Annotated in this window: 14 protein-coding genes; 7 read left to right on the top strand and 7 right to left on the bottom strand. The window is 73.0% G+C overall.

Going from position 1 to position 21,081, the window contains the following annotated elements; genetic code table 11:
* Nucleotides 1-41: 41 nt before the first annotated feature.
* From ACFWTC_RS14015 to ACFWTC_RS13995, 5 genes are all read left to right on the top strand, one after another.
* Entirely contained in the window at nucleotides 42-1,958 is a 1,917-nt protein-coding gene (locus ACFWTC_RS14015; protein WP_383922429.1) for a hypothetical protein, read from the top strand.
* A gap of 93 nt (nucleotides 1,959-2,051) precedes the next feature.
* Complete coding sequence (locus ACFWTC_RS14010; protein WP_383922432.1) at nucleotides 2,052-2,948, top strand: metal-dependent hydrolase; 897 nt, start codon at nucleotides 2,052-2,054, stop codon at nucleotides 2,946-2,948.
* The gene (locus ACFWTC_RS14005; protein WP_383922435.1) at nucleotides 2,945-3,991 is read left to right on the top strand and encodes a PDR/VanB family oxidoreductase; all 1,047 of its coding nucleotides are present in this window, start codon (nucleotides 2,945-2,947) and stop codon (nucleotides 3,989-3,991) included. Before ACFWTC_RS14010 ends, ACFWTC_RS14005 begins: the two co-directional genes overlap by 4 nt.
* 86 nt (nucleotides 3,992-4,077) lie before the next feature.
* Nucleotides 4,078-4,788 (top strand): TetR/AcrR family transcriptional regulator, encoded by a 711-nt coding sequence (locus tag ACFWTC_RS14000; protein ID WP_383922438.1) that lies wholly within the window; start codon nucleotides 4,078-4,080, stop codon nucleotides 4,786-4,788.
* Nucleotides 4,789-4,931: 143 nt separating this feature from the next.
* Nucleotides 4,932-5,468, top strand: coding sequence for a GNAT family N-acetyltransferase (locus tag ACFWTC_RS13995; protein ID WP_383922441.1), 537 nt, complete (start codon nucleotides 4,932-4,934; stop codon nucleotides 5,466-5,468).
* A 40-nt stretch (nucleotides 5,469-5,508) separates the two neighbouring features.
* Here the strand turns inward: ACFWTC_RS13995 and pulA are convergent, their stop codons facing one another.
* Both pulA and ACFWTC_RS13985 read right to left on the bottom strand, forming a co-directional pair.
* On the bottom strand, nucleotides 5,509-10,863 hold the full coding sequence (gene pulA, locus ACFWTC_RS13990) for a pullulanase-type alpha-1,6-glucosidase (RefSeq protein ID WP_384027850.1): 5,355 nt from the start codon (nucleotides 10,861-10,863) through the stop codon (nucleotides 5,509-5,511).
* A gap of 92 nt (nucleotides 10,864-10,955) precedes the next feature.
* A complete protein-coding gene (locus tag ACFWTC_RS13985) occupies nucleotides 10,956-12,686 on the bottom strand; it encodes a carbohydrate-binding module family 20 domain-containing protein (protein WP_384027851.1) in 1,731 nt (576 codons plus the stop codon).
* A 187-nt stretch (nucleotides 12,687-12,873) separates the two neighbouring features.
* On the opposite strand from ACFWTC_RS13985, the gene ACFWTC_RS13980 reads away from it, so the two are divergent.
* Nucleotides 12,874-13,329 (top strand): VOC family protein, encoded by a 456-nt coding sequence (locus ACFWTC_RS13980; RefSeq protein ID WP_384027852.1) that lies wholly within the window; start codon nucleotides 12,874-12,876, stop codon nucleotides 13,327-13,329.
* Here ACFWTC_RS13980 and ACFWTC_RS13975 read toward each other — a convergent pair.
* Genes ACFWTC_RS13975 through ACFWTC_RS13955 form a run of 5 tightly spaced genes read right to left on the bottom strand, consistent with a single transcriptional unit; the run spans nucleotide 13,278 to nucleotide 19,175 of the window.
* On the bottom strand, nucleotides 13,278-14,369 hold the full coding sequence (locus ACFWTC_RS13975; RefSeq protein WP_383922453.1) for a LacI family DNA-binding transcriptional regulator: 1,092 nt from the start codon (nucleotides 14,367-14,369) through the stop codon (nucleotides 13,278-13,280). The two genes, ACFWTC_RS13980 and ACFWTC_RS13975, sit on opposite strands and share 52 nt — an antisense overlap.
* Nucleotides 14,357-15,958 carry a glycoside hydrolase family 13 protein gene (locus ACFWTC_RS13970; protein ID WP_383922456.1) on the bottom strand — a complete coding sequence of 534 codons (1,602 nt, stop codon included), beginning with the start codon at nucleotides 15,956-15,958 and terminating at the stop codon, nucleotides 14,357-14,359. Before ACFWTC_RS13970 ends, ACFWTC_RS13975 begins: the two co-directional genes overlap by 13 nt.
* Before the next feature lie 47 nt (nucleotides 15,959-16,005).
* Nucleotides 16,006-16,845, bottom strand: coding sequence for a sugar ABC transporter permease (locus ACFWTC_RS13965; protein ID WP_384027853.1), 840 nt, complete (start codon nucleotides 16,843-16,845; stop codon nucleotides 16,006-16,008).
* Between the two features lie 2 nt (nucleotides 16,846-16,847).
* A complete protein-coding gene (locus tag ACFWTC_RS13960; RefSeq protein ID WP_383922461.1) occupies nucleotides 16,848-17,888 on the bottom strand; it encodes a carbohydrate ABC transporter permease in 1,041 nt (346 codons plus the stop codon).
* A gap of 6 nt (nucleotides 17,889-17,894) precedes the next feature.
* The gene (locus ACFWTC_RS13955) at nucleotides 17,895-19,175 is read right to left on the bottom strand and encodes an extracellular solute-binding protein (protein ID WP_383922464.1); all 1,281 of its coding nucleotides are present in this window, start codon (nucleotides 19,173-19,175) and stop codon (nucleotides 17,895-17,897) included.
* A 222-nt stretch (nucleotides 19,176-19,397) separates the two neighbouring features.
* Between ACFWTC_RS13955 and ACFWTC_RS13950 the strand changes: the two genes are divergently transcribed.
* The gene (locus ACFWTC_RS13950) at nucleotides 19,398-21,077 is read left to right on the top strand and encodes a glycoside hydrolase family 13 protein (RefSeq protein WP_383922467.1); all 1,680 of its coding nucleotides are present in this window, start codon (nucleotides 19,398-19,400) and stop codon (nucleotides 21,075-21,077) included.
* The last annotated feature ends 4 nt before the right edge of the window (nucleotides 21,078-21,081 follow it).

Genomic DNA, 21,081 nt, shown 5'->3' with positions numbered 1-21,081 from the left:
GCGACGGGTGACCATCCGACGATTCGCTCGTTCTGCTGAACGTGACTGCGCCGGATACCGCCACCCGCCCCCTGTCTCCCGACGTCGAACAGGCCGAGGCCGCCATCGTCGAGCACTACCCGCGGCTGGTGCGGCTCGCCTACCTGGTGCTGCCGCCCGCCCTGGGCCGCAACCGGCGGGTGCTCACCGCCCATTCGCTCACCCAGCGGGCACTGCCCCGCGGACGGCGGGAGACGACGGCCGCCGTCCGCGGCGGGGTCCCGGGCCAGCGCGACGGGGCCGCGGGGGACTCCGGTTACGCCTACGTCCGGCTGCGCGTGCTGCGCGCGGCCCTGGAGGCCGGGGTCCCGCTGACCTTCCGCGCCCTCCCCCGGCGCGCGCAGCTGCCGCCGGCCCTTCCCCAGGTGTGGGGGCTGCGGCTGTTCCCCCGCTCGGGCGGGGCCGAGGAGCTCGCCCTCGACCAGTGGCTGGCCACCCTCGGCGGGCCCGGCCGGGCCGCCTGCGTGCTGCGCGCCCTGGAGCGGCTGTCGGAGCCCGAGGTGCTCCAGGTGCTGGACGACGCCGGGGTGGCCGACCCGGCCGCCGCCGTCGCGGAGTCCGGTGGCCCGGCGAACGACGCGCTGTTCGCCTCCCCCGAGTTCGATCCGTGCGTCCTCCAGGCCCGCCCGACCGACCTGTTGCGCCGGCGCCGGCTCACGCGGGCCGCGCTCGCCGCCGGGGCCGCCCTCGCCGTCTGCGGGGTGCTCCTCGCGCTGCCGGGCGGGGGCTGGGGGTCGGACGGACCCGCCGCGCCGCCGTACGCGCTCAACGCCGCCGCCGAGCAGGCCCTGGACCCCGGGAAGCTGGTCCGGGCCGCGCCGACGCTGTGGCGCACGTCCTCCCGTACGGGCTTCTCCACCTGGCCCGCGCGCGGTGACCGCGCCGGCGACGCGGCGCTGCTGCGCCGGGCCCTGGCCGTGTGGGCCCGGCCGGGTTCCCCGGTGGTCGTCTCGGCCACCCCGGGCACCCCCACCGGACCGGCGATGGGACCGGCCCAGCTGCTGTACGCGGGCACCGTCGACCAGGCCGTGGTGGTCCTCCTCCACGACGGCCTGCGCGTGGTGCGGTACGCGGAACCGCGGTCCGGGAGCACCGGCGCCGCCCTCGATTTCGCCCGGACCGACGGGGCCTCGGCGGACACCGCGGCGGCCCTGGTCCTCAGCCGGGTCGACGGCAACGTGCGCTACCTCACGGCCCCCTGGGTCACCGGGGCGGCCCTGCGGGACCTGCTGAAGGCGGGCGCGGCCCCGACACCCCTGAAGCTGACCCCGGACGGGGTGACCCCGCCGGTCGCCGGCCCCGCGCCCGCGGGCAGCTGCACCAGCTGGAACGCGCTGGCGCTGACCGGCGCCGGCGCCACCCGGCTGATCACCGACCTCGGCGAACTGACGGCGGCCCGGCTGACGTCGGGCGCGCCGGGCGCCGAGCGGGACGTGACGGAGGCGGCGGAGCTCGGGGACTGGCAGCGGATCGCCTGCCTGCTGCCGTCGGTCCGCTCGCACGGCGTCCGTACGGTCAACGCCTGGACGTACGCCAAGCAGCCGCTCCCCGAGGGCGGCGGGACGGCGGCCTGGCTCTGCACCCGGGCCGAGACCTGGCAGGGCGCGGCGGACCGGGTCCAGGCGCAGTTCCTCGCCCCCGGCGCCCCGCTGGCCGTGCAGGCGGCCCGGGCGGAGGGGACCCCGGCGTGCGGGCCCCGGGAGCCCCGGGTGCTGGCGGGCGTGCTGTGGCAGTCGCGGGCGGGGCAGTGGTACGTACTCGCTGCGGGCAGCGCGCAGTTCGCCTCCCTGACGGCGTCGGGCGGCGGGGTCAGCGGTTCGGCGAACGGCAGCCGGCTGGCGGTCAAGGCGCCGGCCGGGGCGCAGGTGGACCTGTCGGGCAAGCTCACGGACGGCTCGAAGGCGGAGTCGCTGCGCTGAGCCCCCGGCCGGCCCCGCCGTCGCGGCGGGGCCGTGTCAGGAAGTGCGTGCAGAGGGGTTCTCCTGGCCCCTACCCATCAGTACATTGACGCCATGTCTAATACGCCGCCCGCGCCCGCTCCCGTGGCGTCGGAACACATAGACCTGAGGCCCCGGAACGTGTCCTTCGGCTGGGAATACACCCCGCTCCACTGGCTGCCCCGGGACCCCTTCGCCGGACACATGATCAACGTGCTGCACCTGCTGCTCCCCGCGGGCGAGCGCTGGTTCGTCCACGTCTACAAGCAGGTGCTCCCGTACATCGAGGACGAGCAGCTGCGCGCGGACGTCGTCGGCTTCATCGGCCAGGAGGCCATGCACGCCGCCGCCCACGACGCCGTGCTGCCCCACCTCAAGCGCCTCGGCCTGGACCCGACCCCGTACACGGCGCAGGTGGACTGGCTCTTCGAGAAGCTGCTCGGGGACCGGACCCTGCCGCCGGGCCGGGCGCGGCGGTGGTGGCTGATGGAACGGGTCGCGATGATCGCGGCGATCGAGCACTACACGGCGTTCCTGGGCGACTGGGTGCTGAACGCGGACGAGCTGGACCGGCGGGGCGCCGACCCGACCATGCTGGACCTGCTGCGCTGGCACGGCGCGGAGGAGGTCGAGCACCGCTCGGTGGCCTTCGACCTGTTCATGCACGTGGACGGCAACTACCGGCGCCGGGCGCGGACCTGGGCGACGGCGTTCTCCGCCCTGGTCTTCCTCTGGCAGCGCGGGGTCCGCTTCTTCATGGAGAACGACCCCTCCCTCGTGGACGGCAGGGCCTCGCTGGGGCAGTTCTTCCGCGCCGGGCAGCAGGGCGTCCTGCCCTCCACGGGGGCGATGCTCAAGTCGATCCCCACCTACCTCTCCCGTACCTACCACCCCTCTCAGGAGGGCTCGACGGCCCAGGCGACCGCCTACCTGGCCTCCTCCCCCGGCGCGAACGGCGGCGGCGCCGCATGAGGCGCGCCCTCGTGGTCACCGTCGCGGCGGGCGCGGCCTGGGCGGCCAGGCGCGCCCTGGGCCGGCGCATCCGGAACTCGCCGCTGTGGCCCCTGCCGGCCCTGGAGACCCCGGTCTCCGGCTACTCCCCGCGCCGCGCGCTGCGCGCGCTGGTCGTCTCCCGTACGGAACCGGCCGACGGGGTCCTGCACCTGGTCCTGGAATCGCCGGAGCTGCCCGCCTGGGCGCCGGGCGCGCACGTGGACGTCACGCTGCCGTCCGGGCTGGTCCGGCAGTACTCACTGTGCGGGGATCCGGCGGAGGGCGGCCGGTACACGATCGCGGTCCGGCTCGTGGAGGACGGCCGCGGCGGCTCCCGGGAGGCGCACGCGCAGCTGGTCGAGGGCGCCGAGCTGGAACTGCGGCCGCCGCGCAACCGCTTCGAGCTGGTCCCGGCCCCCTCGTACGTCTTCGTCGCGGGCGGCATCGGAATCACGCCGATCCTGCCGATGCTCCGCGCGGCCACCGCGGCGGGCGCCGGCTGGAGCCTTCTGTACGGGGGCCGCTCGCGCGCCTCGATGCCCTTCCTGGCCGACCTCGCGGCGTACGGCGACCGCGTCACCCTCTTCCCGCAGGACGAGACGGGCCTCCCGGACCTGGCCCCGCTCGCCGCGGCCGGGCCCGGCACCCTGGTCTACTGCTGCGGCCCGGAACCGCTGATGGACGCCGTCGTCGCGGCGGCCGCCGACCCGGCGGCGGTGCGCCTGGAGCGGTTCACCGCGGCGGCCGCGACGGGACGGGCCCGGCCGTTCACCGTCGAACTGCGCCGCTCGGGGCGGACGGTCGAGGTGGCCGCGGACGAAACCGCCCTGGCCGCGGTGCGCCGGGAGCTGCCCGACACCCCGTACTCCTGCGAGCAGGGCTTCTGCGGGACCTGCCAGCACCGGGTCCTGGCGGGCCCGGTGGACCACCGCGACACCCTCCTCACCGACCAGGAGCGCGAGGACTCGATGCTGCTGTGCGTCTCGCGCGCGCGGGACGACCGCCTGGTGCTGGACCTGTAGCGGCACCGGCGCGGCCGGGGCCGCCCGCCACCGGCCGCGATCCGCGGGGGGGGCTCCGGGCCGACCGGAGAAGTTAGGGTGTCGGCATGACAACCGGGGTGCGGCGCAGGATGGGTGTCGAGGAGCGGCGGCAGCAGCTGATCGGGGTTGCCCTGGAGCTGTTCAGCAACCGGTCGCCCGACGATGTGTCGATCGACGAGATAGCGGCGGCGGCCGGGATATCGCGGCCGCTCGTCTACCACTACTTTCCTGGCAAGTTGAGCCTGTACGAGGCCGCGCTGAGACGGGCGGCCGACGAGCTGGCGCTGCGCTTCGTGGAACCCCAGGAGGGTCCGCTCGGGGCCCGGCTGCTGCGGGTCATGGGCCGGTTCTTCGCGTTCGTCGACGAACACGGCCCCGGCTTCTCCGCGTTGATGCGGGGCGGTCCGGCCGCCGGGAGCAGCCGGGCCAACGCCATGATCGACGAGGTGCGGCAGGCGGCGTACGAGCAGATCCTCGCGCACCTGGACGTCTCCGAGCCGCCGGCGCGGCTGCAGCTGGTCGTGCGCTCGTGGGTGTCGCTCGCCGAGTCCACGGCGCTGATCTGGCTGGACGGCCGGAAGATCCCGCGGGGCGAACTGGAGTTGCAGCTGGTGCACGACTTCGCGGCGCTGGCCGCGGTGAGCGCCGCGTACGACGCGGAGATGGCCGGGATCCTCGTACGGATCCTCGCGGACGAGCCCGCCGACGGGACGTTCGGGGAACTGGTCGGGCGGCTCGGCGGCCTGATGGCGGGCCCGCCGCCCGGCACGGCGTAGGCCGCGGGGCCGAGCGGGGCCCGGAGCGGCCCCGTGCGACGGGCCCGGCGGGGCCTCCGGCCGTACGTCCGGGCGGACTTGGGGCGGGGAGGCGGGTGGGGTGCCGGTTCCGTGATGATCACCGCAGTGGCGATAATGCCCGCGTGATCATTGACGACGGGATCTTGTTCCGGCCGGCCGCGGAGAAGGACGCCGACATCCTGGTGCAGCTGTACGACCAGGCTGCCCGGTGGATGCAGAAGAACGGGATCCAGCAGTGGAAGCCCGGCGAGAAGGACGCCGCGCACTTCCTGGCGAAGATGCGCGAGGGCGAGGTGTGGCTCGCCGGAGACAGCGACGGGCGGATCATCGGCGGGTACGAGCTGTGGTGGTCCGACGAGGAGGCCTGGGGGGTCCAGCCCCCCGTCGCGGGCTACGTGCACCGGCTGATGGTGGAACGCCGGACGGCGCCCGCCGGAGCCGGGCGCCGCATGCTCGAACACGCCGAACGGCGGATCGCCCGGTCCGGGCTGGCCCGCGCGCGGCTGGACTGCGTCTCCACCAACCCCCGGCTGCTCGCGTACTACCGCGGCGCGGGCTACCGCGTGGTCGGGGAGTTCCCCCACAAGGAGGCGCAGGACGGCAGTGTCTACGGGGTGATCCTGCTGGAGAAGCGGCTGGACCGGCTCACCGTCGTGTGAGCCCCCGGGTGCCTCGGGATCGTGAGGCACCCGGGGCGCCTCACCGCCGTGTCAGGTCGCGGGTGAAGACGGCGACCGTGCGGGCCGGGGTGCTGAACTCCCCCGTCGCCGCGTCGTAGGAGGCCCGGCGGACCGTGGCGTCGACGCCGGCGGCCTGGACCGGGTGCAGGGCGTACGCGCCGCCCGCGAGGTCCGGGACGCGCGGGGACTGGTCGGCCGGGGTGGCGTTGAAGACCACCACCAGGTCTCCCAGGGTCATCGTGATCACGCCGGGGGTCTCGTCCTTGCCCGAGAGCGGGAAGGCCAGCTGCGCCTGGACCGCCTCCGGGGTGGTGAGGGCGAAGGCCCGTTCCGTCGTACGGATGCGCTGGAGGTCGCGGAAGGCCGCGGCGGCTCCGGTGATGTCGGCGCAGGTGGGGGCGGGCAGGGTCAGCAAGGGCTTGGCGTAGGTCCACTTGGAGGCGTTGTCGGCGGCCGGGGGCAGGCCGCGGCCGGAGCCGTTGCCGTCGCGGCAGTCCCAGTGGACGGCGTTGAACCAGTCGCCGCTGTCGTAGGAGTTGCGGTCCAGGGACTTGGAGCGGAGCAGGTCGGAGCCCGCCTGGGAGAGGGACGGTCCCTGCGAGAGGGTGGCCGTCGCCATGGCCAGGACCTGCATGCGGGCCTTGTCGGCGGGGCTGGTGGCGGGCGGGAGCTTGTAGGTGAGGGCGTCCGCGAGGGTCTCGTTGTCGTGGGCGTCGGCGTAGGCGAGGGCGTCGCCGGGGGCGGCCGCGTAGCCGGCCGGGGAGCCGTTGTAGTCCACTTCGGAGCCCTTGGTGCGGCGGCCGGAGGTGTCGGTGAAGGCGTACGAGGCGAGGTTCCCGGACAGGCCGACCTTGATCAGGTCCTGGGCGTGCAGCAGCCGGGCCTTCTGCTCGGCGGGGGTGCCGTTGGCCGGGGAGCCGTTCGGCTCGGTGAACAGGCCCGAGGCGAAGCCCTGCACGCGCGGGTCCTCGTCGAAGGGGCCGCCGCCGCGGACCGCGTCGCGGGCCCGGTCGGAGAAGGTGGCGATGCCGGTGCCGGCCATGTTCTTCTGGCTGGCCTGGACGAAGCGGGCGTCGTCGGCGACCTCGCCGAAGTTCCAGCCCTCCCCGTAGAGCACGATCTTCTTGCCGTCGACCCCGTCCTTGGCGGGGGTCAGGGCGTCCAGGGCGGCGCGGACGGCCAGGATGTTGGCCTTGGGGTGGTGCGCCATCAGGTCGAAGCGGAAGCCGTCGACCTTGTACTCCTTGGCCCAGGTGACGACCGAGTCGACGACCAGTCGGCCCATCATGGCGTTCTCGGGCGCGGTGTTGGAGCAGCAGGTGGAGTTGGCGACGCTGCCGTCCGGCAGCAGCCGCTGGTAGTAGCCGGGGACGACGCGGTCCAGGACCGACTTGTCGGACTGCCCGGAGGCGACGGTGTGGTTGTAGACCACGTCCATGACGGTGCGCAGCCCGGCCCCGTTCAGGGACTGGACCATCCTGCGGAACTCGGTGGTGCGGGCGGTGCCGTTCGGGTCGCCGGCGTAGCTGCCCTCGGGGACGGTGTAGTGCAGCGGGTCATAGCCCCAGTTGTAGGCGTCCTTGGCGGCCGCGGCGGCCACACAGGCCTGCTGCTGGTCGGAGTCGGGGGCGTAGACCTTCAGGTCGCAGGCCGGTTCGGTGCGGTCGGCCGGCTTCTCGGGGATGGTGCCGATGTCGAAGGCGGGCAGGAGGTGGACGTACGAGGTGCCGGAGGCGGCCAGGTCGCGCAGGTGGCGCATGCCGGCCGAGGCGGTGTCGGTGAAGGCCAGGTACTGGCCGGGGTGGGTGCTGGTGCGGTCGGCGACGGAGAAGTCGCGGACGTGCAGCTCCTGGATCTGGGCGGTGGTGAAGGGGACGGGCGCGGGCTTGCGCAGGTCCCGCCAGCCGGGCGGGGCGAGCTTCGGGTCGGCGAGGTCGACGGCCAGGCTGTGCGTCGAGTCGGCGGTCAGGGCGGTGGAGTACGGGTCGGTGACCAGGTTGCGGACCACCTGGCGGACGCTGGGCGCCCATACGGTGACGGCGTAGCGGTAGGGCTTGCCGGCCCAGTTCCGCTCGCCGCGGACCGACCAGACGCCCGTGGCGTCGTCGCGGCGCATGGCGACCGTGCGGCCGTCGAGTTCGAGGGCGACCTCGCGGGCGGTGGGGGCCCAGACGGAGAGGGTGGGGCGGCCGTCCTTGAAGACGGGCCCGAGGGCGGCGCCGGTCGCGTACAGGTCGTCCAGTACGCCGGCGAGCTGGACGCCGGTGGCGGCGAGGACGGCGCCGTTCGCGGCGCGGGCACTGGCGACGAGCTGGCCGCGCAGGGCCTCGCGGACCCGGCCGCGGTCGCGGGGGTCGACGGTGTGGGCGGCGTACGCGGCCAGGTGCGGGAACTTCTGCTTCTGCGCGGCGGTGAGCTCGGACCGGGTCAGGCGCAGCCGGGCGGCGCCGGCCTCCTGGAGCGTGCCGTCCCGCGCGGTGATCCGGCCCTCGCGGGAGGCGAGGAGCTGGACGGAGGCGGCGGCCGCGGGGGCGTTCCAGGCGAGGGTGTCGCGGTCGATCCAGATGGCCTCGGATGTGGCGAGGTCGACGGCGGCGGCGGAGCCGGCGGGCTGCGGCAGCAGGTACTTCTCGCGGCCGCCGAGCATCCACACCTCATGGCCGGTGGCCTTCAGGTCGAGGGACTGGTCGGTGGGGAGGTCCTTCTCGTCGCCCTTGTGGAGGATGTAGCTCAGGCTGGTGGCGCCGGCGGCGAGGGGGACCTCGTAGACCGCGCCGTAGGAGTCGGTGCGGGCGGGCGGCAGCGGCTTGGACCAGTCGGTCGGGGTCGCTGCGCCGGTCCAGACGTGCAGGCCCCAGCCGTCGTACGCGCCGTCGGGGCGGTGGTGGTGCAGGACGGCCTTCGTGGTGTCCTGCGGCGGCTGGGCGGGGCGTTCGGTGCGGGCGGGCTCCTTGCCCTGCTCCAGCCAGATCTCCCCGGTCTTCGTGACGTCGATGGTGCGGTCGGCGGCGACGTCCTTGTTGCCGTCCTTGTCGATGACGAGGTAGTTGACGGCGGAGGCGCCGGGCTTGAGCTTGACGTACGCGAAGGCGCCGTAGGCGTCGCGGCCGGTGAAGGGGTGGCCCTCGGGCCAGGGGGTCGTCTCGCCCTCGGCGATGTCGCCCCAGGCGTAGAGCCGCCAGTTCGTGTAGTCGCCGTCGGGCCGGTTGTAGTGGACGACGGCGTAGTCGCGCTGGGTCGCGGTCGGCACCTCGACGGGCGGGACCTGGCCGGCGACGGACGCGGCGAGCGCGCTCGCGGTGCGGCCGGCGGAGTCGACGACGACCGCCTTGTAGCGCAGGGCGGTGCCGGGGGCGGCCTCGACGTGCTGGGTGACCTTGTACGGGGCGTGGTCGGCGGAGCCGAGGACCTGCCACTTCCCGGTGCCGGTCTGCGCGGCGAACACGACCCGGTTCAGGCCGCCGCCGGTGACGTCGGCGCTCAGCTCGACGGTGCCGGTCGCGCCGGGCGCGGGGGCCTTGAGGGTGAGGGAGGGCTTGACGGCGGGCCGGGCCAGGGGCGCGGCGGCCTGGAGGACGACCGAGCCGTAGGCGGGCACGGTGACGGCGAGCTTGCCGGCCGCGGAGGCGCGGACCGTGGCGGAGCCGCCGTACAGGGTGCGGTACGAGGCCCCGGCCGGGGCGTCGAGCTCGACGGTGCGGGACTCGGCGGCGTTGTTCGCGGCGACCAGGTACTCGGTCCGGCTGCGGGGGTCGGTACGGGCGAAGGCGTACACGGAGCCGTCGGCCAGGCGCTCGCTCTGGATCCCGTCGCGCAGGGCCGGGTGGGCCTTCGTCAGCTTCGAGAGCGCGCTGATCTGCCGGTACAGCGGGTGTCCCGGATCGTAGGCGGCGCTCGCGTGGGTGCGCTCGGTGCCCAGCTGGTCGTCGTCGAGGTAGTCGGCGACCTGTGAGGCGAAGAGCGGCTGCCGGGCGTCCTTGTCGCCGCCGGCGCCCGTGAAGCCCTGCTCGTCGCCGGAGTAGACGACGGGGTTGCCCCGGGAGAGGAACATCAGCTCGTTGGCGAGCCGGTAGCGGTCCAGGAGCTCCTGCTCCCCCGCCCCCGGCCGGTCCTGCTTCAGGAAGGTGCCGAAGCGGCCCATGTCGTGGTTGCCGAGGAAGGTGACCTGCTCGTAGGCGTTGGCCTTGTCGGTGGTGTACCGGTAGTCGTCGGCCAGTACGGAGCCCAGCCGGGCGGCGCCAGCGCCCTGGGAGGCGTACGCGCGGATCGCGTCCTGGAGCGGGAAGTCGAGGGTGGCGTCGAGGCGGCCGCGCGTCACGTACGGGGAGGTGACGGCGGTGTCGGCCGAGTAGACCTCGCCGAACATGAAGAAGTCGTCGCGGCCGCGCTTGGCCGCGTAGGCGTCGAGGGCGGTCGCCCACTGGGTCCAGAAGCCGGTGTTGACGTGCTTGACCGTGTCGATGCGGAAGCCGTCGATGTCGAAGTCCCGGACCCACTTCTCGTAGATCTCCTCCATCCCCTCGACGACCTCGGGACGCTCGGTCCACAGGTCGTCGAGCCCGAAGAAGTCGCCCTGCTCGGAGGACTCGCCGGCGAAGGTGGAGTCGCCCCGGTTGTGGTACATCTGCGGGTCGTTGAGCCAGGACGGCACCTTGAGGTTCTTCTTGGCCTCGGGCACGAAGGGCGTCCGCGGGAAGGACTCCGGTCCGGTCTTCGGGAACTTGCGCCCGCCGGCGGCGTAGTCGGCGTCGTCGAACGGCACCCCGTCCCTGGTGAGGTAGGGGAAGGCGCCCTTCGACAGGTAGGAGTACGAGGCCTCCCGGTAGTCGACGACGTCGGCGGTGTGGTTGGTGATGACGTCGAAGAAGACCTTCATCCCCTTCCCGTGCGCCTTGTCGATGAGCCGCTCCAGGTCGGCGTTGCTCCCGAAGTGCGGGTCGACCTGGGTGAAGTCTGTGATCCAGTAACCGTGGTAGCCGGCCGAGACGTCGTCGCCCTTGCCCTGCACCGGCTGGTTCTTGAAGATCGGCGCGAGCCAGATGGCCGTGGTGCCGAGGTCCTTGATGTAGTCGAGCCGCTCCGTCAGCCCCTTGAGGTCGCCGCCCTGGTAGAAGCCCTTGTCCGTCGGGTCCAGGCCGGTCTGGAGACGGGAGCCGGTCAGGCCGCCGCGGTCGTTGCGCGGGTCGCCGTTGGCGAAGCGGTCCGGGAGCACGAAGTAGAACTGCTCGCGGGTCAGGTCGTGCCGGGCGGGCTCGGCGGCCAGTTTCGCGTCCGAGGGCGGGGCCGGGGGCCGCGCCGGGGCGGCGGCGGCCGGGAGGGCGGGCAGGAGCGTCACGGCCAGAGCGGCGGCGAGGGCTCCTGCGGCAGGGCGCATCAAGGCGTTTCTCCTTGTGTACGGGTATGAGGGCCGCCCGGCCCGTGGCGGGGTCGGGTGGTGCCGGGCGGCCCTGGTCTGTGGGACGGCGGTCAGCCGCGCCAGGTGTCGGTCAGCGCGACCTTGCCGGTCGCGGGGACGGTGGCCGTGCGGTTGGCCCCGCTCTCCCAGGTGACGTTCCCTGCGGCGTCCTTGCGGACGTACTTGTACGCGAGGACCGTCCCGGGCGGGAGCGGGACGTCGAGCTTCCAGACGGGATAGGCCGCCGGGTCGAGGCGCAGGGCGCTGCCGGTGTTCCAGTTGCCGAGCTCGGCGCGGTCGCCGGTGACGTACACGCTCTGGCCGGGCACGGTCGTGGCGTTGACGGCGAAGGAGGCCCCGGTGGCGGTGGCGGGCGGCGGGGTGGAGCCGCCGGAGCAGGTGCGGGCGTTCACGTGCAGGGCGACGGCGGTGCCGGCGCCGAGGGTGGCGGTGAACTGGCCGGAGCCGCCCACGGTGACGGCGCGGCCGCTCTGCACGTCGCAGTAGTCGCCGGCCGGCAGGAAGGTCTGGAAGGTGCGGGTCAGGGCCGAGCCCTCGTGGTTGATCGCCACGTACGCCTTGGAGCCGCGGCCGAAGGCGATCTGGTCGCCGCCGTTGTCCCACCAGTGGGTGACGGCCTGTCCGCGGGCCGCGTTGCGGAAGGCGACCATGGAGGAGATCTCCCGCCAGGAGTGCTGGCACTTCCAGCCGTCGGCGTAACAGGCGCTCACCGCACCGCCGTTGGGGGGCCCGGCGTCCTTGTCGGTCCACTCGTAGCCGGAGTGCACGTCCGGGGAGCCGTAGGGCCAGGCCAGCATGAAGACGTTGGCGAGGGTGTAGGCGGAGCCGTCCTTGTAGCTGAGGGTGTCGCCGCCGCGCTCGGTGTCGTGGTTGTCGACGAAGACGCCGGACTGGCCGCCGGGCATGTACCCCCAGGCCTCGCCGAAGTTCTTCAGGTAGGCCAGGTTCTCGTTCTGGAACACCCGCTTCAGGTCACGGGCGTAGCGGAACTCCTGCACGTCGCCGTTGCCCAGGTACTCGGCCGGTCCCACGGCCTCGCCCGCCCCGAAGATGGCCTCCTGCTTCCAGTAGGCCCCCGGGTTGGTCAGCCGGGACTTGATGTCGGCGAGGTCGGCGGCGGGCATGTGCTTGGCGGCGTCGATGCGGAAGCCGTCGACCCCGAGGGAGAGCAGGTCGTTCAGGTACCCGGCGATGCGGCCCCGCACGTACGCCTCGCCGGTGTCGAGGTCGGCCAGCTGGACCAGCTCGCAGTTCTGGACGTTGCCGCGGTCCTGGTAGTTCGAGATCGTCGCGCGGCAGTCGTCCATGTCGGCGCCGGAGTAGATGCCGGGGTAGCCGTACTTCGTGTACGAACTCCCGCCCGTTCCGGTGCCGTCGGAGGCGGCCATGTGGTTGATGACGGAGTCCGCGACGACCTTGACGCCGGCCGCGTGGCAGGTGTCGACCATCCGCTTGAAGGCGGTGCGGTCACCGAGCCGGCCGGCGATCTTGTAGCTGACGGGCTGGTACGAGGTCCACCACTGGGGGCCCTGGATGTGCTCCTGGGGAGGCGAGACCTGGACGAAGCCGTAGCCGGCGGGACCGAGGCTGTCGGCGCAGGCCGCGGCCACCGAGTCGAACTTCCACTCGAAGAGGACGGCGGTGACGTCGCGCTCCCCGGGGGCGGCCGCCGTGGCCGGGGCGGCGGGTGCGACGAGGGCGGCGGCCGCGACGGCCAGGACCGCGAGGGCGGCTCTGCGGTGGGGGGCTTGCGTACGGCGTCGGACGCGAGTGCGGGGCATGCGGGTGCCTCCTGGCGAAAGAGGTGGGGATGGCTGCGACCGTAGGGCGCGGACCCACACGCTGCAAGACTTTGCGCAAGAGATTGCAGAATTGTTTCCGGCGGGTAGCGCGACGCGGCGGGACGGCGCCGTCGCACCCGCATCGGCCGCGTCCCCGCCGGGCGTTGCCGGCTGCGCCCCTGCCGACATGGAGATGACCCTGCAACTGACCGTCGACTGCGCGGACCCGCGGCGGATGGTGGCCTTCTGGGCCGAAGCCCTGCACTATGTCCCCGACCCCCCGCCCGGGGGTCACCCCACCTGGCGCGCCTACTGGCAAGAGCTGGGGGTGCCCCCGGGGGAACTGCCCGACGGCGCCGGGGAGACGCCGGAGTCGATCGTCGACCCGGACGGCCGGAACCCGCGGATCTGGTTCCAGCAGGTCCCCGAGCCGAAGAACGGGAAGAACCGCCTCCACCTCGACCTGAAGGTCGGCGGCGGGCGCGACGCGGCCATCGGGGTGCGGACCGGGCGGGTCACCGCCGAGGTGACCCGCCTCACCGAGGCCGGCGCGACCGTCCTGCGGATCATCAACGAGCCGGACATGCCGTACTACGCGGTCGTGCTCCAGGACCCCGAGGGCAACGAGTTCTGCGTCGTCTGAGCCGGGCCGCCCGCCGAACCAGCCACCGGGCCCGGGGCCTGGGCCGTCGAGCCGCGGACCACCAGCTCCGGCTGGAACACGTACTCCGTGCGCTCGACGGGGGTCCCGCCCACCGCCTCCAGCAGCGCCCCCACGGCGGCCGTCGCCATCGCGCGCACCGGCTGGCGCACCGTCGTCAGCGGCGGATCCGTGAACGCGATCAGCGGCGAGTCGTCGAAGCCGACCACCGACACGTCCTCCGGCACCCGCAGCCCCCGCTCGCGCGCCGCCCGCACGACGCCCAGGGCCATCATGTCGCTCGCGCACACCACACCCGTACAGCCCCGGTCCAGCAGGGCGTTGCCCGCGGCGTGACCGCCCTCGACCGTGAACAGCGTGCGCTGGACGAGGCCTTCGGCGTCCGCGCCCGGCAGCGCCGCGAGGAACCCCTGCTCCTTGCGCGCCGACGGCACGTACCGGGTCGGCCCGATCGCCAGCCCGATCCGCCGGTGCCCGAGGTCCTCCAGGTGCCGTACCGCCATATCGGCCGCCGCCCGGTCGTCCGGCGACACGAAGGGCGCGCTGATCCGCTCGTTGAAGCCGTTGACCAGGACGAACGGCACCCCCCGCGCCGCCAGCCGCCGGTAGCGCGCCGGGTCGGCCGCCGAGTCCGCGTGGAGCCCCGACAGGAACACGATGCCCGTGACACCGCGCTCCTCCAGCTGCTCCACCAGCTCGTCCTCGGTGGCCCCGCCCGGCGTCTGCGTGCACAGCACCGGCGTGTACCCGTGCCCGGCCAGCGCCTGCTCGATGACCTGGGCGAACGCCGGGAAGATCGGGTTGGTCAGCTCCGGGATGAGCAGCCCGACCAGCCCGTTGCTCCGGCGCTTGAGCCGCACCGGACGCTCGTAGCCCAGCAGGTCGAGCGCGGCCAGCACCTTGTGCCGGGTGCCGGCCGCCACGCCCGACTTGCCGTTGAGCACGCGGCTCACCGTCGCCTCGCTGACCTCGGCCTGCGCGGCGATGTCGGTGAGCCGCAGCGGGGAGGTCACCCCAGCCACCACACCGCGCTGTCGGCCGGGAGCACGTCCGGGTCGCCCTGCGCGGCGCTGGCCAGCAGCACCTCGCCCGGCGCGGGCAGGCGTACGGGCGCGCCCGTGGTGTTCACCGTGCACACGAACGCCCCGCGCCGGAAAGCCAGGACGCCGGCCGGCGCCTCCAGCCACTCCACCGCGTCGCCCGCGCCCAACTCGGCCCGCTCCCTGCGGATCCGCAGCGCCGCCCGGTACAGCTCCAGCGTGGACGCCGGGTCCCCGCTCTGCGCCTCGACGCTCAACCCCGCCCACTCCGCCGGCTGCGGCAGCCAGCTGCCACCGTCACCGAAGCCGTACGGGGCCGCCGTACCGGACCACGGGATCGGCACCCGGCAGCCGTCGCGGAGCCCGTCCTGCCCGTTCGCCTTGAAGAACGACGGGTCCTGGCGCACCTCGTCGGGGAGGTCGACGACCTCGGGCAGCCCCAGCTCCTCGCCCTGGTACACGTACGCCGAACCCGGCAGCGCCAGCATCAGCAGCGCCGCCGCCCGCGCCCGCGCCAGACCCTGCGCACCGCCCCCGTACCGGGTCACGTGCCGCACCACGTCGTGGTTGGACAGCACCCACGTCGTCGGCGCACCCACCGGCCGCATCGCGTCGAGCGAGTCGTCGATGGCGCCGCGCAGCGCCTCCGCGTCCCAACCGGTGTTCAGGTAGTGGAAGTTGAAGGCCTGGTGCAGCTCGTCGGGGCGCAGGTAGAGCGCCGTGCGGTCGGCGCTGGGCGTCCACGCCTCGGCGACGCCGATGCGGTCCCCGGCGTACTCGTCCAGGACGGTCCGCCAGGAGCGGTAGATCTCGTGGACGCCGTCCTGGTCGAAGAAGGGCAGCACCTGGTTGCCGAGCAGCTTGAGCTGCTCGTCGCGGCCGAGGTCGGGCAGGCCGGGGGCCTTGACCAGGCCGTGGGCGACGTCGATGCGGAAGCCGTCGGTGCCGAGGTCGAGCCAGAACCGCAGGATGGAGCGGAACTCGTCCTGGACGGCGGGGTGTTCCCAGTTGAAGTCGGGCTGCTCGGGGGCGAAGAGGTGCAGGTACCACTCCCCGTCCGCGACCCGGGTCCAGGCGGGGCCGCCGAAGATGGACTCCCAGTCGTTGGGGGGCTCGGAGCCGTCCGCGCCCCGTCCCGGCCGGAAGTGGAACCGCTCGCGCAGCGGGGTGCCGGGGCCCTCGCGCAGCGCCTGCTTGAACCACTCGTGCTGGTCGGAGCAGTGGTTGGGGACGAGGTCGACGATGATCCGCAGGCCCAGGGCGTGCGCCTCGCGGATCACTGCGTCGGCGTCGTGCAGGGTGCCGAACATCGGGTCGATGGCCCGGTAGTCGGCGACGTCGTAGCCCGCGTCGGCCTGCGGGGAGGCGTAGAACGGGCTGAGCCACACGGCGTCGACGCCGAGTTCCCTGAGGTAGGGCAGGCGGCGGCGGATGCCTTCGAGGTCCCCCATGCCGTCCCCGTTGGAGTCGGCGAAGCTGCGCGGATAGACCTGGTAGATCACCGCTTCTCTCCACCATCCGGGCCGGGTGCCGGAGGGGGTGGGAAGTGCGTCGGCGAGGTGCTGGGTCATGTCGTCCTTGAAGAGATCGGGCCGGTGATGCGGAGGCAGGCGGGTGGTCAGCCCTTGGTGGCGCCTGCCGTCATCCCGGCGACGAGGTGACGCTGGGCGAAGACGAAGAAGATCGCCGCGGGGATCGCGATGAGGACCGAGGCGGCGCTCATCGCACCCCAGTTGGAGGTGTACTGCGTGACGAAGGTCTGCAGGCCGCCGGCCAGGGTGAGGTTCCCCTCGCCGACCATGAAGGCGGAGGCGTACGCGACCTCGCCCCAGGCGGTGATGAAGGCGTAGAAGCCGGTGACGGCGAGGCCGGGCTTGGCCAGCGGCAGGATCAGCCGCCAGAAGGTGCCGAAGGGGTTGAGCCCGTCGACGCGGCCGGACTCGTCGATCTCGATCGGGATCGTGTCGAAGAAGCCCTTCATCATCCAGGCGCAGAACGGCACGGCGATGGTGAGGTAGGTGATGATCAGGCCGACGGGCTGGTTGAGCAGCCCGAGGTCGCCCATCAGGTTGTAGAGCGGCACGATCAGGATCGCCATCGGGAACATCTGCGTGATGAGCAGGGTCCACATCAGCGGCTTCATTCCGGGGAACTTGAAGCGGCTGACCGCGTAACCGGTCGTGGCGGCGATGAACACGCCGAGGACCGTGGTGACGCCGGCGACGAGGACGGAGTTCGCGAACCAGCTGAGGAAGTGGCTCGACTCCAGCAGGTACGTGTAGTTGCCGAGCGTCGGTTCCTTGACGAAGTCCGTGGTGATCGCGTCCTGCGCCGGCTTGAGCGAGGTCAGCAGGATCCACAGCACCGGGAAGACGGCGACGACGGACGCGACGAGCAGCGTCGCGTGGAGGCCGACGGAGGCGAGCGGGGCGCGGCGGCCCCGAGTGCGGGTGGTCATGGTCACCACACCTCTCCCTGCTTGCGCAGCGAGCGCCGGTAGACCAGCGCGAAGATCATGAGCAGGGCCAGGATCAGCACGCCCCACGTCGCGGAGGCGGCGAAGTCGCGCGGGCTGGTGATGAAGGCCTCGCGGAAGGCCTGGGTGACCAGGATCTCGGTGGAGTCGCCCGGTCCGCCCCGGGTGAGCAGGAAGATCACCGGGAACATGTTGAAGGTCCAGATGGTGGAGAGCAGGATGACCGTCATGCTCACGGCGCGCAGGCCGGGCAGCGTGATGTGCCGGAACCGCTGCCAGGCGCTGGCGCCGTCCATCTCGGCGGCCTCGTAGAGCTCGCCGGGGATGGACTGCAGCCCGCCGAGCAGGGCGACCATCATGAAGGGGACGCCGAGCCAGACGTTGACGGTGATGACCGCGAACTTGGCCCAGGTCGGGTCGTCGAGCCACGGGACGGCGGAGATGCCCCCGCCGTCGAGGATCTTGTTGAGGATGCCGTTGTCGCGGTTGAAGAGGAACCGCCAGGCGAAGACGGAGACGAAGCCGGGCACCGCCCAGGGCAGGATGAGCGCCATCCGGTAGGCGGCGCGTCCCTTGAAGTCCCGGTTGAGCATGTTGGCCAGGGCCAGGCCGAGCGTGAAGGTGATGGACACGCAGGCGACGGTCCACACCACCGTCCACACCAGCCGCTGCAGGAACACCGGGTCGCTGAGCACGTCCACGTAGTTGTCGAGTCCGACGAACTCGTACGTGGCCTCGATGTGGCGGACGCCGATCGTGCGGGAGACGTTGCGCTCGTTGGCGTCGGTCAGCGACAGGTAGACGCCGCGGACCAGCGGCCATCCGATGATCACGCCGAGCACGAGCACCACCGGGGTGACCATCGCCCAGGCGTACCAGTGGGTGGCGAGTGCGCGCCGCAGCCCGCCCCGGCCGCCGGCCCTGTTCCCGCGGTCAGTCCTGCGGCTCAGGCCGCGGGCGACGTCGTTGTCCTCGACGTCGTCGCCCGCGGCCTTCGCCACCGACTGGCTGGTGTGAGCAGCCATGGTTCGCTACTTCCAACCCTTGAGGATCTTGCGGAACTCGGCGCCGGCCGTCTTGGCCGCGTCCTCCGGGGTCGAGGCCCCGGTGATCGCCTTGGTGTACTCGACCTTCAGCGGCTCGAAGAGGGAGCCGTTCTCCGGGATCCAGGCGCGCTCGACGGCCTTGTCGACGGCCGGCTTGAAGAACTGGACCATCTCGCTGCCCTTGACGTCCGGCTGCTCGTAGGCGGCCGTGCGGGTGGGGAGCAGGCTCAGCTCCTTGGCGGACTGGACCTGGACCTCCTGGGAGGTCATGTAGTCCACGAAGGCGTGCGCGGCGGCGGTGTTCTTGGAACCGGCGTAGACCGCGAGGTCGTGGCCGCCCTGCGGGGCCCCGGCCTTGACGGACCCGGCCGGGACGGCGGCGACGCCGAGGTTGGCCTTGTCCTTGAACTGGTCGCCCGCGTAGGTGTCGGCGACGGCCCAGGGACCGTTGATCATCATGGCGACCTCCCCGGACTTGAAGGCGGTCTGCATGTTGACCCAGCCGTCGGTGGCGTTGGTGAGCGCCGCCCCCGAGGTGACCAGGTCACGTGCGGTCTTGAAGGCCTTGACGCCCGCCGCGTTGTCGACGGTGACCGTCTTGTTCTTCGCGTCGACCAGGTCGCCGCCCTCGCCGTAGATCAGCGGGAGGAACCAGTAGGAGTCGTCGCCGCGCAGGTAGAGGCCGGCCTTGCCGGTCTTGGCCTTGACGGCGGCGGCGGCGGTCTTGACCTCCTCCAGCGTGGTGGGGGGCTGGACGCCGGCGTCGGCGAGCATCTTCTTGTTGTAGAAGAGGCCGAGGGTGTCGATGACCTGCGGCACGGCGTAGGTCTTGCCCTCGAACTTGCCGCTGGCCGCGGCCTGCGGGAGGAACTCCGCGTCGACCTTCTTCGCGGTCTCGGCGGGCACCTCGTCGAGGTACTGCAGCGAGGCGAAGTCGGCGACCCAGCCGACGTCGGCGCGGATCACGTCGGGGGCGTCGGAGCCGCTGCTGAAAGCGTTCTTGACCTTGTTCTGCGCGTCGCCGTACGGGATGTTGACGTACTTGACGGTGACCTTGGGGTGCTTCGCCGTGAACGCCTCGGCGATCTTCTGGAAGCTGGCCTTCTCGGCGTCGTTCGAGGTGTCCCACCACGTGACCGTGCCGGAAAGCTCCCCGCCCGCGTTGTCGCCGGACGCCTTCTTGCCGTCCGACGCGTCCCCACCGCAAGCCGTCGCCGCGAGTGCCAGGGCCGCGACCAGCGCGGTGGCCGCTATGCCACGCCGCATATGAACTCCTTCGATGATCCCGGCCGCATCCTCGCGGTCCCGAGTTGCCAGGAACGTAACAAGCCCGCAAGGAGTCCGAAAGAGCTTGCGGAAAATTTCTGCAAGACGAGCTGATCGTTACATCCGTGTGTCCGTACGGTTGCCGCAGCTTGCTGTTAGTTCGAGTCACCTTCGACCTTCCGGGCCCGCAACCAGGGGGCACGTGTACGCGTTGACCCCGATATGACCCACGAGTTGACGGCCGTCCCGCTTGCAAGCTCTTCCAGCAAGGCCGACGCGCGCGGCGGCTGGTGGCGCGATGCCGTCATCTACCAGGTGTACGTCCGGTCCTTCGCCGACAGCGGCGGCGACGGCGTCGGGGACCTGCGCGGGGTGCGCGAGCGCCTCCCGCACCTGGCCCGGCTGGGGGTCGACGCCGTGTGGCTCACCCCTTTCTACGTCTCCCCCCAGGCCGACGGCGGCTACGACGTCGCCGACTACCGGGCGGTCGACCCGCTCTTCGGGGACCTCGCCGACGCCGACGACCTCGTCCGCGGCGCGCACGCGCTCGGGCTGCGGGTCATCGTGGACGTGGTGCCGAACCACACCTCCGAGGAGCACCCGTGGTTCCGGGCCGCCCTCGCCGGGGACCGGGCCGCCCGTGCCCGCTACCTCTTCCGCCCGGGGCGGGGCGCCGGCGGCGCGGAGCCGCCGAACGACTGGGAGTCCGTCTTCGGCGGGCCCGCCTGGACCCGGGTCGCGGACGGGGAGTGGTACCTGCACCTCTTCGCCCCCGCGCAGCCGGACCTGGACTGGGCGCATCCTGAGGTCCCCGCCGAGTTCGCCTCCGTCCTGCGGTTCTGGCTGGACCTCGGCGTCGACGGCTTCCGCGTGGACGTCGCCCACGGCATGGTGAAGGCGCCCGGCCTGCCCGACATCGGCCGCGGCGCCCAGGCCACCCTGATCGGCACCGAGCCGCTCCCCTTCTTCGACCAGGACGGGGTCCACGAGATCCACCGCTCCTGGCGCCTGCTCCTGGACTCCTACGCGGGTGACCGCATCGGGGTCGCCGAGGCGTGGGCCCCGACGTCCGAGCGGCTCGCGCTGTACGTCCGGCCCGACGAGCTGCACCAGGCCTTCAACTTCCGCTTCCTGAACTGCCCGTGGGACACCACCGCGATGCGCGCCGTCATCGACGAGTCCCTGGCCGCCACCGCCTCGGTGGGTGCGCCGACGACGTGGGTGCTGTCCAACCACGACGTGGTGCGGCACGTGACCCGGTACGGGGGCGGTGCGCAGGGTCTGGCGCGGGCGCGGGCGGCGGCGCTGCTGATGCTGGCGCTGCCGGGTTCGGCGTACGTGTACCAGGGCGAGGAGCTGGGGCTGCCCGAGGTCGTCGACCTCCCCGCTGCCACCCGCCGGGACCCGGCCTTCCACCGCGGCGCCGGGCAGGACGGGCTCCGCGACGGCTGCCGGGTGCCGATCCCGTGGTCCGGCACGGAGCCCCCGTACGGCTTCGGGCCGGCCGGGAGCTGGCTGCCGCAGCCCGCCGGCTGGGGCGGGCTCAGCGTCGCCGCCCAGACCGGCGACCCGCACTCCACGCTGGAGCTGTACCGCGCGGCCCTGGAGCTGCGCCGGGCCCTGCCGGGGCTGGGGGCGCCGGAGGGCGGGCGGTCCGGGCCCGCCGGGGACTCCGGGCCCGCCGGGGACTGGGACGGCCCGGCGACCGGGATGCGGTGGCAGTCCGCGCCCGAGGGGGTCCTCCTCTTCACCCGGCCGGGCTTCGTCTGCACCCTCAACAGCCGGCCCGTTCCGGTCGAGCTCCCTGCGCCCGGGCGGCCCGTGCTCTCCAGCTCTCCGGTGCGTACGGACGGCCGTACGGTGGTGCTGCCCCCGGACTCGTGCACGTGGTGGGCAATGTGACGTG

It is taken from the genome of Streptomyces sp. NPDC058619, from assembly GCF_042717785.1.
In the GTDB taxonomy this organism is placed as follows: Bacteria; Actinomycetota; Actinomycetes; order Streptomycetales; family Streptomycetaceae; genus Streptomyces.
This window is presented reverse-complemented; position numbering and strand designations above follow the sequence as displayed.